A 13,731-nucleotide genomic window follows, 5' to 3' on the forward strand; every position below is an offset into this window, starting at 1 on the left:
GATAGGGGTGAAATTCATGAGCATCAAAGCTGAAGAAATTAGTGCACTGATTAAAAAACAGATTGAAAATTATCAGTCGGAAATTCAAGTAAGCGACGTCGGTACTGTAATCGTTGTTGGTGATGGTATCGCACGCGTGCATGGTTTAGATAATGTCATGGCTGGAGAACTCGTCGAATTCTCAAATGGCAGCATGGGTATGGCACAAAACCTTGAAGAAAATAACGTTGGTATCGTTATTCTTGGACCTTACAGCGAAATTCGGGAAGGCAGCGAGGTTCGCCGTACCGGACGTATCATGGAAGTACCTGTAGGTGAGGAATTAGTCGGACGTGTAGTGAATCCGCTTGGACAACCGGTAGACGGTCTTGGGCCAATAAACACTACGAAAACTCGTCCTATTGAAAGCCCGGCAACTGGGGTTATGGACCGTAAATCTGTTCATGAGCCACTGCAAACAGGCATTAAAGCGATCGATGCACTTGTGCCAATCGGACGCGGACAACGTGAATTAATCATCGGAGACCGCCAAACGGGTAAAACCTCCGTTGCAATCGATACAATCTTAAACCAGGCAGACCAAAACATGATTTGTATTTATGTTGCGATTGGCCAAAAAGAATCTACGGTTCGCGGAACTGTTGAAACTCTTCGTAAGCATGGTGCCCTTGACTACACAATCGTTGTAACAGCTTCTGCTTCCCAACCGGCTCCGCTTCTTTACCTGGCCCCTTATACCGGTGTTTCTATGGCTGAAGAATTCATGTTCAACGGCAAGCACGTTCTGGTTGTTTATGATGATCTTTCTAAACAAGCATCTGCATACCGTGAACTTTCTCTATTACTACGCCGTCCGCCGGGCCGTGAAGCTTTCCCAGGGGATGTATTCTACTTGCACTCCCGCTTATTGGAACGCGCAGCTAAGCTGAACGACACTCATGGAGCAGGTTCGATTACAGCTCTACCGTTCGTTGAAACGCAAGCAGGGGATATCTCCGCTTATATTCCAACAAACGTTATCTCCATTACAGATGGACAAATTTTCTTACAGTCCGACTTGTTCTTCTCGGGTGTTCGTCCTGCGATCAACGCCGGTCTTTCTGTATCCCGTGTTGGTGGGTCTGCACAAATCAAGGCGATGAAGAAGGTTGCAGGTACACTGCGTCTTGACCTTGCAGCATTCCGTGAATTGGAAGCTTTCTCTCAATTCGGATCTGATCTTGATAAGGCTACTCAAGCCAGGCTTAATCGCGGTGCGCGTACCGTTGAAGTGCTAAAGCAGGACTTGAACAAGCCGATTAAGGTAGAAAAGCAAGTTATGATCCTTTTCGCTTTAACACGCGGTCATTTAGATGATATTCCTGTTGGGGACATCCGCCGCTTTGAAGAAGATTTTCATAGCTTTCTAGACCATAACCACCAGCAAGTATTAGACCACATCCGTACGACAGGCGACCTGCCTAAAGAGGATGAAATTGTTGCCGCAATTAGCGAATTTAAAAAGACTTTCGCTATTTCTGAGTAATCGGTCTAAAAATTGTAAAAGGTGGTGAAAATGAATGGCATCATTACGTGATATAAAAAGTCGTATAAATTCGACGAAAAAAACAAGCCAGATTACGAAAGCAATGCAGATGGTGTCCGCCTCTAAATGGAGCCGTGCCGAATCAAACGCGAAAGCATTTGTCCCGTACATGGAAAAAATCCAGGAAGTTGTCGCCAGTATCGCAAGCGGCAGCAGTGGAGCCTCCTCGCATGCAATGCTGGTATCCCGTCCAGTTAAAAAGACCGGCTACCTGGTCATCACATCGGACCGGGGCTTGGCTGGAGCTTATAACAGCAGTATCCTGCGCCAAGTCTTCCAAACGATAAAGAATCGGCATAATTCACCGGAAGAGTATGCAATCATTGCAATCGGCAGGGTAGGCCGTGACTTCTTCGTAAGCCGCAAGATGAATGTAGAGCTTGAAGTCGTTGGAGTTTCTGACCAGCCTTCTTTCGCTGATATCAGTGAACTCGCAAAGTCTGCAGTCGGTTTGTTCTCTGAAGGGGTATATGATGAACTTTACATGTACTATAACCATTATGTCAGCGCCATTCAGCAGGATGTTACCGAGAAGAAACTTCTTCCGTTAACGGAAATCGAAGCTTCCGGGGGCTTGACTTCGTATGAATTTGAGCCATCGGCAGAAGAGATTTTAGAAGTCCTTCTTCCTCAATATGCGGAAAGCTTGATTTACGGTGCATTATTGGATGGAAAAGCAAGTGAGCATGCCGCTCGTATGACGGCAATGAAAAATGCAACGGATAATGCGGCAGATCTAATCGACAGCCTATCATTGGTATATAACCGTGCTCGTCAGGCTGCAATTACACAGGAAATCACTGAAATTGTCGGCGGCGCAGCTGCATTGGAATAGAGTAAACACGCTTTAAGGCTATGGGGGCAAAGGTACTAGTGGCCTCCTAATGCCGATTTGATAAGTAATGTTAGGAGGGAACAAGATGAATAAAGGACGCATTACCCAAGTTATGGGTCCGGTTGTTGACGTTAAATTCGAGAGCGGTCAGCTTCCTCAGATCTACAATGCCTTAAGAATTGAAAAAACAGCGTCTGGCACTAATTTAACACTTGAAGTAGCCCTTCATCTAGGCGATGATACAGTCCGTACAGTTGCGATGTCATCCACTGACGGGTTAACTCGTGGTGCTGAAGTTATTGACAGTGGTGCACCAATCTCGGTACCAGTAGGTGACGTTACTCTCGGTCGTGTATTCAACGTACTTGGCGAAAACATCGATCTTGATACACCGCTTGCAGCAGATAGCCGCAGAGACCCTATCCACAGACAAGCGCCAACTTTTGAACACCTTTCTACGGAAGTGGAAATTTTGGAAACGGGTATCAAAGTAGTTGATCTTCTTGCACCATATATTAAAGGTGGAAAGATCGGTCTATTCGGTGGAGCGGGTGTTGGTAAAACGGTTTTAATCCAGGAACTTATTAACAACATCGCGCAAGAACACGGCGGTATTTCGGTATTCGCCGGCGTCGGAGAGCGTACTCGTGAAGGAAATGACCTTTTCCATGAGATGACTGATTCAGGCGTTATCAAGAAAACAGCGATGGTATTCGGACAAATGAATGAGCCACCAGGCGCACGTATGCGTGTTGCACTAACCGGTCTGACAATGGCAGAATATTTCCGTGATGAGCAAGGACAGGACGTTTTGTTCTTCATCGATAACATCTTCCGTTTCACACAAGCGGGTTCTGAGGTTTCCGCCTTACTCGGCCGTATGCCATCAGCTGTAGGTTACCAGCCTACCCTTGCTACAGAAATGGGACAATTACAAGAACGTATTACATCTACAAACGTGGGTTCCGTAACATCGATTCAAGCGATTTACGTGCCTGCGGATGACTATACGGATCCGGCTCCGGCTACAACTTTCGCTCACTTGGATGCAACAACGAACCTTGAGCGTAAGCTTTCCGAGATGGGTATCTATCCGGCGGTTGACCCGCTTGCTTCAACTTCACGTGCCCTTTCTCCTGAAATTGTCGGTGAAGAGCATTATGAAGTGGCCCGCCAAGTACAGCAGACATTGCAGCGCTACAAAGAGCTCCAAGATATCATTGCAATCCTTGGTATGGATGAGCTTGGTGACGAAGATAAGCTTGTTGTTGGCCGCGCCCGCCGTATTCAATTCTTCTTATCGCAGAACTTCCACGTAGCTGAACAATTTACTGGACAGAAAGGTTCTTATGTACCGGTAAAAGAGACAGTTAAAGGCTTCAAGGAAATTCTCGATGGTAAGTATGATAATCTTCCTGAAGATGCATTCCGTCTTGTTGGAAGAATCGAAGAAGTCATTGAAAACGCAAAGCAAATGGCTTAATGAAGGGACCAAGGAGGGTATTTAAATGAAGACGGTAAAAGTCAGTGTTGTTACTCCCGATGGCCCAGTATATGATGCTGAAGTCGAAATGATTAGTACAAAAGCGCAAAGCGGGGAGCTTGGTATCTTGCCAGGCCATGTCCCGTTGGTTGCTCCACTGCAAATCGGTGCTGTTCGTTTGAAAAAAGGGAACCAGACTGAATATATTGCAGTGAACGGCGGTTTTCTTGAAGTACGACCGGATGTCGTTACGATTCTTGCTCAATCAGCTGAGAGAGCGGAAAACATCGATCTCGCGCGTGCCAAGTCTGCCCAAACCCGTGCTGAAAAAAACTTGCAGGATCAACAGGACAATATTGATACAAAGAGAGCGGAGCTTGCATTAAAGCGCGCCCTCAACCGCATTACAATTGCAGAACGAAACTTCTAACAAAAGCACTATCCATGATATAAATCATATGGATAGTGCTTTTTTTCTTGCATACTATTATAGTATAAAGAAAGGCAGAACTTCCAAACAATCCCTACACAATCTAAAGTCATAATGATATAATGTATACGTTTACATAGCTATTAAACCAATGAGGTAGTGATGGGGATGTTATCGTTTCGGAATGGAATGAGGGAGGATGGGCATGGAAGGATTACATATTTATCAGAATAATTACCTGATAGTTTTTGTGTTTCTATGTTTAGGCGTGCTATTGCCTATAGTAGCTCTTTTTATAGGGAAGCTGCTACGGCCGTATAAACCAACGGAAGCGAAGTATACCACTTATGAAAGCGGTATTGAGCCTTTCCATGATTCCAGGGTTCAGTTCAACGTACGTTACTATATTTTCGGACTGATGTTTGTCATTTTTGATGTAGAAACAGTGTTTTTATATCCATGGGCAGTAGCTTATGAGAAGCTTGGGATTTTCGCGCTCGTCGAGATGTTGATTTTCGTATTCATGCTTGCCATTGGACTTGTCTATGCATGGAAGAAGAAGGTGCTAAAATGGAATTGAAATTAGATGGAATAACAGCTAAGGAAATGGAAGAATTACGCAGCAGCGTTTTTTTATCCACCCTTGAACAAGTTAAGGCCTGGGCCCGCAGTAATTCACTATGGCCTATGACGTTTGGACTGGCTTGTTGTGCGATTGAAATGATGGGCGTTGGTTCTTCTCATTACGACTTGGACCGTTTTGGCTCATTTTTCAGGACTTCTCCCAGACAATCTGATGTCATGATTGTTTCGGGAACCGTTACGAAAAAGATGGCACCAATCTTACGACGTTTATACGATCAAATGCCCGAGCCCAAATGGGTGATTGCAATGGGGTCATGCGCAACTGCAGGAGGCCCGTACATAAAATCATATGCGGTTGTAAAAGGTGTGGACCAAATTGTTCCTGTGGATGTGTATATACCCGGTTGTCCGCCAAACCCGGCCGCGCTCATTTATGGAATAAATAAATTGAGAGAGAAGATTCGCCATGAAGCAAAAACCGGGAAGCAGGTGATGTAGACATGGGCGAAGAAAAAAGCCTCGAACAATTAAAGAAGGAAGCAGCAGAGAAAGCAAAAGCGGCAGCACTCGCAAGAAGGCAAGCTAAAGAACAGGGTGCAGAAGCAGAGGTGGAGTCAGCAGGAGAAGAAGAAGACTTGGCGAAGAAAAAAGCCGTCGCCGCCGCCGCTGCAAAAAGCGCCGCACTCGCAAGGAAACAAGCGAAGGAACAAAGTGTAGAAGCAGAACCAGGGTCGGCGGGAGAAGAAGATCTGGCGAAGAAAAAAGCCGCAGCCGCAGCCGCTGCAAAAAGCGCCGCACTCGCAAGGAAACAAGCGAAGGAACAAAGTGTAGAAGCAGAACCAGGGTCGACGGGAGAAGAAGACTTGGCGAAGAAAAAAGCCGCCGCTGCAGCCGCAGCAAAAGCCGCCGCACTCGCAATGAAACAGGCGAAGGAACAAAGTGTAGAAGCGGAGGCAGGGCCGGCGGGAGAAGAAGACTTAGCGAAGAAAAAAGCCGCCGCTGTAGCAAAGGCAAAGGCTGCGGCACTTGCAAAAATGGAAGCGAAGGAAAAAGAAGGAGAAGCCACAGATGGTGGAGACCTTGAAAAGAAAAAAGCAATCGCCGCTGCTGCCGCGAGAGCAAAAGCAACTTTATCGGGCAACTTGGAAGAAGAACCCACAGCAGAAGTACCCAATCAGCCCCTTCTTGATAAATATGTAAATGTGATTGAGAATCATCTAGGAAAAGAAGTCCTTGAAGAATCCTATATTAATAAACTTTCAAAAGATGTCCCCACCCTTGTTGCCAAGCCGGATACATATAGTAAAATAGCTGAATTTTTGAAATATAATGAACAACTGGCCTTCAATTATCTGTCAGAGCTTCATGGCACTGACTTTGAAACACATATGGAAATTTACATACATCTCTATTCGTTTAACAAGCGGCAGGCCGTTGCTTTAAAAGTGAAGATTGACCGGAATAGGCCGGAAATTCCATCCCTCGTGCGGTTGTGGGAAGGTGCCAATTGGCCTGAATGTGAGGCATATGATCTTCTAGGCATCAAATTTACAGGCCATCCAGATTTAAAGAGAATCATGCTCGGGGAAGATTGGATTGGACATCCGCTTCGAAAAGATTATGAGCCGTACGATGTGGAGGTGTAGCATATGATTCGGACGGAAGAAATGCTTCTGAATGTAGGTCCGCAGCACCCCAGTACACATGGTGTTTTTCGGCTGATCATCAAAATTGACGGCGAAATCATCAAGGAAGCCACACCGGTAATTGGCTATCTGCACCGGGGTACGGAGAAATTGGCTGAGGATCTGCAATACACACAAATCATTCCGTATACAGACCGAATGGATTATTTAGCTGCCATGACCAATAATTATGTCTTGTGTCATGCGGTAGAAACGATGATGGATATTGAAATCCCGGATCGCGCTGAATACTTGCGGGTGATCTCGATGGAATTAGGCCGCGTTGCTTCACACCTCGTATGGTGGGGAACTTATCTGCTTGATCTCGGGGCCACGAGCCCATTCCTATATGCTTTTAGGGAACGTGAAATGATAATCAACATGTTGAATGAATTGTCCGGGGCAAGACTCACCTTCAACTATATGCGTGTTGGCGGCGTTAAATGGGATGCACCAGAGGGCTGGATTGAAAAGGTGCGCGATTTCGTCCCTTACATGAGAGAGCAGTTGAAAGGGTACCATCAGCTCGTCACCGGGAATGAAATTTTCATGAACCGCGTAAAAGGCGTCGGCGCTTACACGAAGGAAGATGCAATTAACTATTCATTGAGCGGCGCGAATTTAAGATGTACAGGTGTTAAGTGGGATTTACGTAAGAATGAGCCATACTCGATTTACGACCGCTTTGATTTCGATATCCCGGTCCGGCAGGAAGGAGATGCCTGGGCGCGCTATCATTGCCGCCTTGAGGAGATTGAAGAGTCACTGAAAATCCTCGAGCAGGCCACCCGACAATTTCCATCCGAGGGCGCGATTCTTGCTAAGGTTCCGAAAATCATTAAAGCACCAAAAGGAGAGGCGTTTGTGAGGATCGAATCTCCGCGGGGCGAAATTGGCTGCTATATTGCTAGTGAAGGAAAGAAGGAGCCTTATCGGTTGAAATTTAGAAGACCGTCCTTCTACAATCTGCAAATCCTGCCAAAGCTGCTAAAGGGTGAAAATATGGCTAATCTTATCGCGATATTAGGGGCGATTGATATTGTTCTTGGGGAGGTGGACGGCTGATGATCCAAGAATTGCTGCAATCCTCTCCAGGTCTTTTGAACTTCGGAATCTTTTTTCTGCTAGCAGTGATATTCCTTTTCGTAGTCTTGGGATTTGTAACCTTTGGCATTCTTTCCGAACGAAAGGTAATGGGCTTTATGCAAATGAGGATCGGGCCTAATCAGGTGGGCGGCAGGTGGGGCCTCTTGCAAACGGTAGCGGATGTCTTAAAGCTGTTAATCAAGGAAGATACGATTCCAAAGGCTGCTGACAAACCGCTCTACATCATTGCGCCCATCATCGCCTTTGCGCCGGCATTCATGGTGCTAGCGACGTTGCCCTTTACCGACAGACTTCAATTTGCCGATCTTGGCGTAGGGTTGCTTTATTATATCGCAGTATCTGGTTTAACTACCGTTGGCATGGTAACCGCGGGTTGGGCATCGAATAATAAGTATTCACTGATCGGAGGCATGCGTGCTGCGGCCCAAATGATCTCTTATGAAATTCCACTGGTCATGTCTGTCATCGGCATTATCTTGTTAACCGGAAGCTTGAACTTGAATGAAATCGTTGCCGCACAGGAAAACATCTGGTATATCGTCCTACAGCCGGTTGCCTTTATTGTTTTTCTAATCGCCTCTGTCGCTGAGTTGAATAGGGTGCCTTTTGACCTTCCTGAAGCGGAATCTGAGCTGGTTGCGGGTTATCATGTCGAATACTCAGGATTTCGCTGGGCGATGTTCATGCTTTCGGAATATGTATATATGTTTGCAATGGCAGCGCTGACTACCATATTATTCTTAGGTGGATGGAATCCATTGCCGTTTTTAGGATTCATTCCGGGCGCGGTCTGGTTCGCGCTTAAATTCAGTCTCGTAATCTATCTGCTCATCTGGATTCGCGTGACTTTCCCGCGTCTCCGGGCTGACCAGCTGATGGAATTCGGCTGGAAGTTGCTGCTGCCGGTTGCGCTGGCAAATATATTCATCACAGCGATATTAAAGGAGATATTCAGCACGATATGAAGACGATACATACGGGAGTGTGAGCGTTATAAGGAAATTCTCGCTCACATCGCCGTTACAGAAAGCAAGGGGTGATAAAATGCTAGGTTTAATGAAGGGGTTAGGATATACAATGAAAAACCTGACCCGGAAAAAAGTAACCTATGATTATCCGAACAAGCCGCTTCCGCTTCCAGACAGGTTTCGCGGAATCCAAAAGTTTTATCCTGAGAAATGTATTGTCTGTAACCAATGTGTGAATATTTGTCCGACCGACTGTATTCAGTTAACGGGCCACAAACATCCTGATCCTGCAAAGAAGGGTAAGATCATTGATACATATGATATTAATTTCGAGATTTGTATATTATGTGACCTGTGTACGGAAGTGTGTCCCACTGAGGCTATTGTGATGACGAATAACTTCGAGCTTGCTGAATATAGTCGGGATGAGCTGTTCAAAAATCTGGAGTGGCTTGATGAAAATGACGAAAGTATTCGGAAGGAGAATAAAGTATGAGCCTGTCAGGTGAGTTTTTAGCCTTTATCTCGCTCTCACTTGTAGCCATTATCTGCGGTGTACTTCTATTGAATCTGACAAAGGTTGTCCATATGGTCGTGGCGCTCACTTTCACATTTATCAGTATTGCCGGCATCTATATACTGCTTTCGGCCGAATTTGTCGCTGTTGTCCAGATTATGATTTATGCAGGTGCGATTACGGTCATCATGCTGTTTGGGATTATGCTTACCCGCCATAATGATGAACAGGCACCTAAGGCAAGCATTTGGAAGAGACTAACGATTATTCTTGCAATCGGCGGATTTGGATTTGCTGTTTATATGGGAATTTATAATCTGGATATACCCAGTAAGCAGACTTCCCTCCATGAATCAAACACAGAACAAATCGGAATGGAGCTATACTCTAAGTACGTCATTCCGTTTGAGGTAACGTCCGTGCTATTGTTGGTGGCACTTGTGGGGGCTATCATACTGGCGAAAAAGGATGATGAAGAGGAGGGAGATCAGTCATGACTTCCGTACCTTTATCGGCTTACCTTGTATTGGCGCTCGTTTTGTTTTGCATCGGGCTATACGGAGTTTTGACCAAACGAAATGTCATCATCGTTTTGATTTGCATCGAGCTAATGTTGAATGCAGCCAATATCAACCTGGTCGCTTTCAGTAAGTACGGAGTTACGCCATCAATAACCGGCCAGATTTTCTCATTATTTACGATAACGATCGCTGCGGTTGAGGCAGCAGTCGGACTGTCCATCCTGATGGCGCTATACCGCAACCGCAAGACGGTCAATATTGATGAAATGGATTCCATGAAGCACTAATATTTGGACTTGGACTTGCCCAGGATGGGTTGGCGTCGAAGTTCGCCACAGGACGTGGCGGTTCTTAGTCGACGTTCCTTTAACGGGACAGAACGATGAAGACATAATGATGTGGCGGTCTTAGTCGTTCTTCATAACTTGCAGGGCGCTTACGCTTTTCAAAAAAATGAAAGTATTAGATGTTGAACTTTTAAAGTTGTCTAGCTACAGCGCCCAGCCCCTCGGGGTCATAAGCCAAACCGCTGTGGTGGCTGAGGAGCTGCCTCCTCGCGGTTCGTCTTATGCCTGTCGGGGCTGACCAGGGCGCTTACGCTTTTCTAAAAAGGGGATTGATACGATGATGGAGATTGCGTGGCTCATACCACTTTTCCCGCTTGTCTCATTTCTGTTCCTTCTTCTATTCGGTAAACGTTTAAAAGAAGCAGGCAGTTCATACGTAGGAATGTTGTTCACCTTTGCTTCTTTCGTATGGTCCGTACTCGTGCTGTTTGAACGCTTTCAGCAACCGACTTATAAAGCCGAGGCCGGCTGGCTGGTAATAGGGGATGTTCAATTAACGGCGGGAATGGAGATTAACCAGTTAAATGCTTTAATGTTAGTAATCGTATCGTTCGTCAGTTTTTTGGTACATATGTATTCAAAAGGATATATGCATGGCGATGAGCGGTTCCCGGTATTTTATGCATATCTTGGATTCTTTACATTCGCGATGCTCGGGCTTGTTATGGCTCCTAATCTGCTGCAGCTTTACTTTTTCTGGGAGCTTGTAGGGGCAGGCTCATTCTTATTAATCGGTTTTTATTTTAATAAAGAGGAGGCCAAAAAAGCGGCCATAAAAGCTTTTATTATGACGAGGATCGGGGATGTCGGTTTATTGATCGGTATCATTCTCTTATTCTGGCAGGTCGGTAGCTTCGAATATGATGTAATCTTCCAGGCTGTTCAGGCAGGAAAGATTTCGGCGGAAATGATTACGTTGACCGCGATCTTGATTTTTGTTGGGGCCGTCGGAAAGTCGGGACAATTCCCGCTTCATTCATGGCTTCCTGACGCGATGGAAGGACCGACGCCTGTTTCGGCGTTAATTCACGCCGCGACAATGGTTGCTGCAGGTGTATATTTAGTGGCCGCGATGTTCCCGCTATTCTCGGCAAGTGAAACGGCGATGATGGTAGTCGCGGTCACAGGAGGCTTCACGGCTATCTTTGCGGCAAGCATCGGACTGGTCCAGAAAGATATTAAGCGAGTGCTCGCGTATTCAACGGTTTCCCAGCTTGGTTATATGATGCTGGCCCTCGGTTCTGCTGGTTATGTAGCGGGCGTGTTTCACCTTATGACGCATGCTTTTTTTAAAGCCTTGTTGTTTTTGGCGGCAGGAAGTGTCATCCATGCTGTCCATACGCAGAATATCGAACAGATGGGCGGCCTCTGGAAAAAGCTCAAAATCACCGGACCACTGTTTCTGATTGGAGCATTGGCTATCTCCGGGGTTCCTTTATTTTCAGGTTTTTTCAGTAAGGATGAAATTCTAATTTCGGCCTGGGTGCACGGAAACCATGGGCTGTTCTGGATTGCCTTGTTCGCTGCTTTTCTTACTGCATTTTATATGTTCCGTTTATTTTTCATGGTTTTCACAGGAGAAGCCCGAACTCCGCAAACAAGGGTACACGAATCTCCAGGAGTGATGACGCTGCCAATGATTGTACTCGGCGTTCTTGCCATCATCAGTGGTTACGTGAATACTCCGTGGTTCGGCACATTTCTTGGCGATTGGTTGACCGAGGGAAATGAATACTTGCCGAAGTCGCATAGTGACGCACCTGGCTGGATCATGATTGCCGCAACTGCCGTTTCACTGGGCGGGATTTTGCTCGCTTATCTTATCTATGGGAAGCGCCTGATTTCAAGGGATTGGCTGGGCGGGGAAAATTCGACTGCCTATACAATGTTAACTAATAAATATTTCGTTGATGAAATGTATCAGTTTTCATTTGTGGCGCTGACTAGATGGATTGCCCTTTTCTTATCATATATTGATAGATTCATAGTCGGCGGCCTTGTGTATGCTGTCACCGGAACGGTTCAAAGCCTCGGTAGGATTGGCTCAAGGCTTCAGAACGGGCAGGTTCAGGTATATGGAATGATTGCTTTCTTCGGATTAGCGGTTCTGCTGGTGATCTTTGCGTTAACAGGGGGGTATTTCGGATGAACTTAGATCTACTGACACTTTTAGTATTCTCCCCCATCTTAGGAATGCTGCTCATGCTCATTGTTCCGAAGACAGATGAAAGAAACCTTAAATTGCTTGGCTTTTTAGGTACATTGCCGGCCTTGTTGATTTCGCTGTACCTCTATTTTCAGTACGTTACAGGAACAGAGCTTTCAAGATTCTCGATTAAAGTAGACTGGTTTAGGTTCGGCAATTTAAAAAGTTATGATCCCAATCTGTTTGCGGTAGATTATGAGCTTGCCGTCGACGGGTTTTCATTAATCATGGTCAGCTTGACCTCAACGCTTGCGACGCTTGCGGCAATTGCCTCGATACATATCAAAAAGGAATGGAAGGGATATTTTACGCTGTTCCTTTTGTTGGAGATTGGAATGCTTGGCGTTTTTACGGCGCAAAACCTGATTCTTTTCTTCATCTTCTTTGAAATCACCTTGATTCCGATGTTCTTTTTAATCGGAAAGTGGGGGTATTTGGAAAAGGAAAAAGCAGCCTTTAGTTTTTTGATTTATAACGGGCTCGGTTCAGCGATCCTGTTGATTGTAATCATGGTGCTATTTGCGCGGACAGGTACTGTGAATATTGAAGCGTTGCAGCATATTATGACTGTCGGGGGCGTTCCGCTGTTTGCACCGATTTCTGAACCGATGAAGTACGCGCTTCTGTTTGGCTTACTAGTGGCATTCGGTATCAAGCTTCCAATTTTCCCGCTGCATTCATGGATGCTTAAGGTGCATGTTCAGGCTCCGCCTGCGATTGTGATGCTTCATGCGGGGGTGCTGTTGAAAATCGGGGCCTTCGGTTTAATCCGTTTTGGGATGGGAATCTTTCCAGATGAATTCCGGGAAATTGCGCTATTTGTGGCGATTCTCGGCGTTATTAATTTTGTCTATGGAGCTTTTTTGGCACTACTCCAGACAGACTTCAAAAGGGTACTCGCTTATTCATCCATTTCCCATATGGGCATTGTCCTCATTGGGGTGGGGGCAATGAATGAAGCAGGCATCCAGGGAGCGATATTCCAGGTCGTATCACATGGACTGATTGCTGCATTGTTATTCTTTCTTGTCGGTGTTATGCATGAACGGGTCGGAACTTCGACAATCAGTGATTTGGGCGGACTGGCAAAATATATGCCGATTACATCCGGATTTCTTCTCGCTGGTGCGATGGCTTCACTTGGTTTGCCGGGCATGTCCGGGTTTGTCAGCGAATTTATGGCCTTCCTCGGTTTGTTTGAGGAAGAACCGGTCCTGGCGGCAATTGGAGCCATAGGTATTATCTTAACAGCTGTTTATTTGCTAAGAGCAGTGCTCGGCATAACATTCGGTTCTCGCAAATATACGGCAGCCGAAGGAATATACGATCTGAGAAAAATCGAATGGGCGCCTGCACTGGTATTACTGGCTTTAAGTATAGCCATTGGTGTTTATCCGGCGATTTTGAGTTCGCCCTTGCAGGAAGCATTGAAAAACATAATGTTAGGAATAGGGGGGTGATG

Annotated in this window: 14 protein-coding genes; all 14 read left to right on the forward strand. The window is 45.9% G+C overall.

Translation table 11 applies throughout. The features are described from left to right. Positions 1–16: 16 nt before the first annotated feature. The 14 genes from atpA (at position 17) to LQ216_RS06595 (ending at position 13,729) form a co-directional block, all read left to right on the forward strand. Positions 17–1,525: a F0F1 ATP synthase subunit alpha gene (gene atpA, locus LQ216_RS06530; RefSeq protein ID WP_230128003.1), complete on the forward strand. Its 1,509-nt coding sequence runs from the start codon at positions 17–19 to the stop codon at positions 1,523–1,525. 34 nt (positions 1,526–1,559) lie between these two features. Continuing rightward, a complete protein-coding gene (locus LQ216_RS06535; RefSeq protein ID WP_230128006.1) occupies positions 1,560–2,420 on the forward strand; it encodes a F0F1 ATP synthase subunit gamma in 861 nt (286 codons plus the stop codon). Positions 2,421–2,505: 85 nt separating this feature from the next. Then, positions 2,506–3,903: a F0F1 ATP synthase subunit beta gene (gene atpD, locus LQ216_RS06540; RefSeq protein WP_230128009.1), complete on the forward strand. Its 1,398-nt coding sequence runs from the start codon at positions 2,506–2,508 to the stop codon at positions 3,901–3,903. 25 nt (positions 3,904–3,928) lie between these two features. Continuing rightward, positions 3,929–4,333, forward strand: coding sequence for a F0F1 ATP synthase subunit epsilon (locus LQ216_RS06545; RefSeq protein ID WP_230128012.1), 405 nt, complete (start codon positions 3,929–3,931; stop codon positions 4,331–4,333). A 205-nt stretch (positions 4,334–4,538) separates the two neighbouring features. Then, positions 4,539–4,913, forward strand: a complete 375-nt coding sequence (locus tag LQ216_RS06550) for an NADH-quinone oxidoreductase subunit A (RefSeq protein ID WP_230128015.1) — start codon at positions 4,539–4,541, stop codon at positions 4,911–4,913. Continuing rightward, entirely contained in the window at positions 4,904–5,416 is a 513-nt protein-coding gene (locus LQ216_RS06555; RefSeq protein WP_230128019.1) for an NADH-quinone oxidoreductase subunit B, read from the forward strand. Before LQ216_RS06550 ends, LQ216_RS06555 begins: the two co-directional genes overlap by 10 nt. Before the next feature lie 2 nt (positions 5,417–5,418). Then, entirely contained in the window at positions 5,419–6,564 is a 1,146-nt protein-coding gene (locus tag LQ216_RS06560; RefSeq protein WP_230128021.1) for an NADH-quinone oxidoreductase subunit C, read from the forward strand. Between the two features lie 3 nt (positions 6,565–6,567). Then, positions 6,568–7,668, forward strand: a complete 1,101-nt coding sequence (locus tag LQ216_RS06565; protein ID WP_230128024.1) for an NADH-quinone oxidoreductase subunit D — start codon at positions 6,568–6,570, stop codon at positions 7,666–7,668. Then, positions 7,668–8,675, forward strand: coding sequence for an NADH-quinone oxidoreductase subunit NuoH (gene nuoH, locus LQ216_RS06570; RefSeq protein ID WP_230128027.1), 1,008 nt, complete (start codon positions 7,668–7,670; stop codon positions 8,673–8,675). The genes LQ216_RS06565 and nuoH overlap by 1 nt, the downstream gene beginning before the upstream one ends. Before the next feature lie 79 nt (positions 8,676–8,754). Then, positions 8,755–9,174, forward strand: coding sequence for an NADH-quinone oxidoreductase subunit NuoI (gene nuoI, locus LQ216_RS06575; protein ID WP_230128030.1), 420 nt, complete (start codon positions 8,755–8,757; stop codon positions 9,172–9,174). Beyond that, positions 9,171–9,692, forward strand: coding sequence for an NADH-quinone oxidoreductase subunit J (locus LQ216_RS06580; protein ID WP_230128033.1), 522 nt, complete (start codon positions 9,171–9,173; stop codon positions 9,690–9,692). The genes nuoI and LQ216_RS06580 overlap by 4 nt, the downstream gene beginning before the upstream one ends. Next, positions 9,689–10,003 carry an NADH-quinone oxidoreductase subunit NuoK gene (gene nuoK, locus LQ216_RS06585; protein ID WP_230128036.1) on the forward strand — a complete coding sequence of 105 codons (315 nt, stop codon included), beginning with the start codon at positions 9,689–9,691 and terminating at the stop codon, positions 10,001–10,003. Before LQ216_RS06580 ends, nuoK begins: the two co-directional genes overlap by 4 nt. Before the next feature lie 337 nt (positions 10,004–10,340). After that, entirely contained in the window at positions 10,341–12,212 is a 1,872-nt protein-coding gene (gene nuoL / locus LQ216_RS06590) for an NADH-quinone oxidoreductase subunit L (RefSeq protein WP_230128039.1), read from the forward strand. Beyond that, positions 12,209–13,729, forward strand: a complete 1,521-nt coding sequence (locus LQ216_RS06595; RefSeq protein WP_230128042.1) for an NADH-quinone oxidoreductase subunit M — start codon at positions 12,209–12,211, stop codon at positions 13,727–13,729. Before nuoL ends, LQ216_RS06595 begins: the two co-directional genes overlap by 4 nt. Positions 13,730–13,731: the final 2 nt, after the last annotated feature.

Origin of the sequence: Bacillus sp. CECT 9360, from assembly GCF_918741275.1 — a bacterium.
Classification (GTDB): Bacteria; Bacillota; Bacilli; order Bacillales; family DSM-1321; genus Peribacillus.

What these genes read in the sequence shown, in the direction of transcription:
- atpA (WP_230128003.1), top strand. Translation starts at nt 17, where the DNA reads ATGAGCATCAAAGCTGAAGAAATTAGTGCACTGATTAAAAAACAGATT.
- LQ216_RS06535 (WP_230128006.1), top strand. Translation starts at nt 1,560, where the DNA reads ATGGCATCATTACGTGATATAAAAAGTCGTATAAATTCGACGAAAAAA.
- atpD (WP_230128009.1), top strand. Translation starts at nt 2,506, where the DNA reads ATGAATAAAGGACGCATTACCCAAGTTATGGGTCCGGTTGTTGACGTT.
- LQ216_RS06545 (WP_230128012.1), top strand. Translation starts at nt 3,929, where the DNA reads ATGAAGACGGTAAAAGTCAGTGTTGTTACTCCCGATGGCCCAGTATAT.
- LQ216_RS06550 (WP_230128015.1), top strand. Translation starts at nt 4,539, where the DNA reads ATGGAAGGATTACATATTTATCAGAATAATTACCTGATAGTTTTTGTG.
- LQ216_RS06555 (WP_230128019.1), top strand. Translation starts at nt 4,904, where the DNA reads ATGGAATTGAAATTAGATGGAATAACAGCTAAGGAAATGGAAGAATTA.
- LQ216_RS06560 (WP_230128021.1), top strand. Translation starts at nt 5,419, where the DNA reads ATGGGCGAAGAAAAAAGCCTCGAACAATTAAAGAAGGAAGCAGCAGAG.
- LQ216_RS06565 (WP_230128024.1), top strand. Translation starts at nt 6,568, where the DNA reads ATGATTCGGACGGAAGAAATGCTTCTGAATGTAGGTCCGCAGCACCCC.
- nuoH (WP_230128027.1), top strand. Translation starts at nt 7,668, where the DNA reads ATGATCCAAGAATTGCTGCAATCCTCTCCAGGTCTTTTGAACTTCGGA.
- nuoI (WP_230128030.1), top strand. Translation starts at nt 8,755, where the DNA reads ATGCTAGGTTTAATGAAGGGGTTAGGATATACAATGAAAAACCTGACC.
- LQ216_RS06580 (WP_230128033.1), top strand. Translation starts at nt 9,171, where the DNA reads ATGAGCCTGTCAGGTGAGTTTTTAGCCTTTATCTCGCTCTCACTTGTA.
- nuoK (WP_230128036.1), top strand. Translation starts at nt 9,689, where the DNA reads ATGACTTCCGTACCTTTATCGGCTTACCTTGTATTGGCGCTCGTTTTG.
- nuoL (WP_230128039.1), top strand. Translation starts at nt 10,341, where the DNA reads ATGATGGAGATTGCGTGGCTCATACCACTTTTCCCGCTTGTCTCATTT.
- LQ216_RS06595 (WP_230128042.1), top strand. Translation starts at nt 12,209, where the DNA reads ATGAACTTAGATCTACTGACACTTTTAGTATTCTCCCCCATCTTAGGA.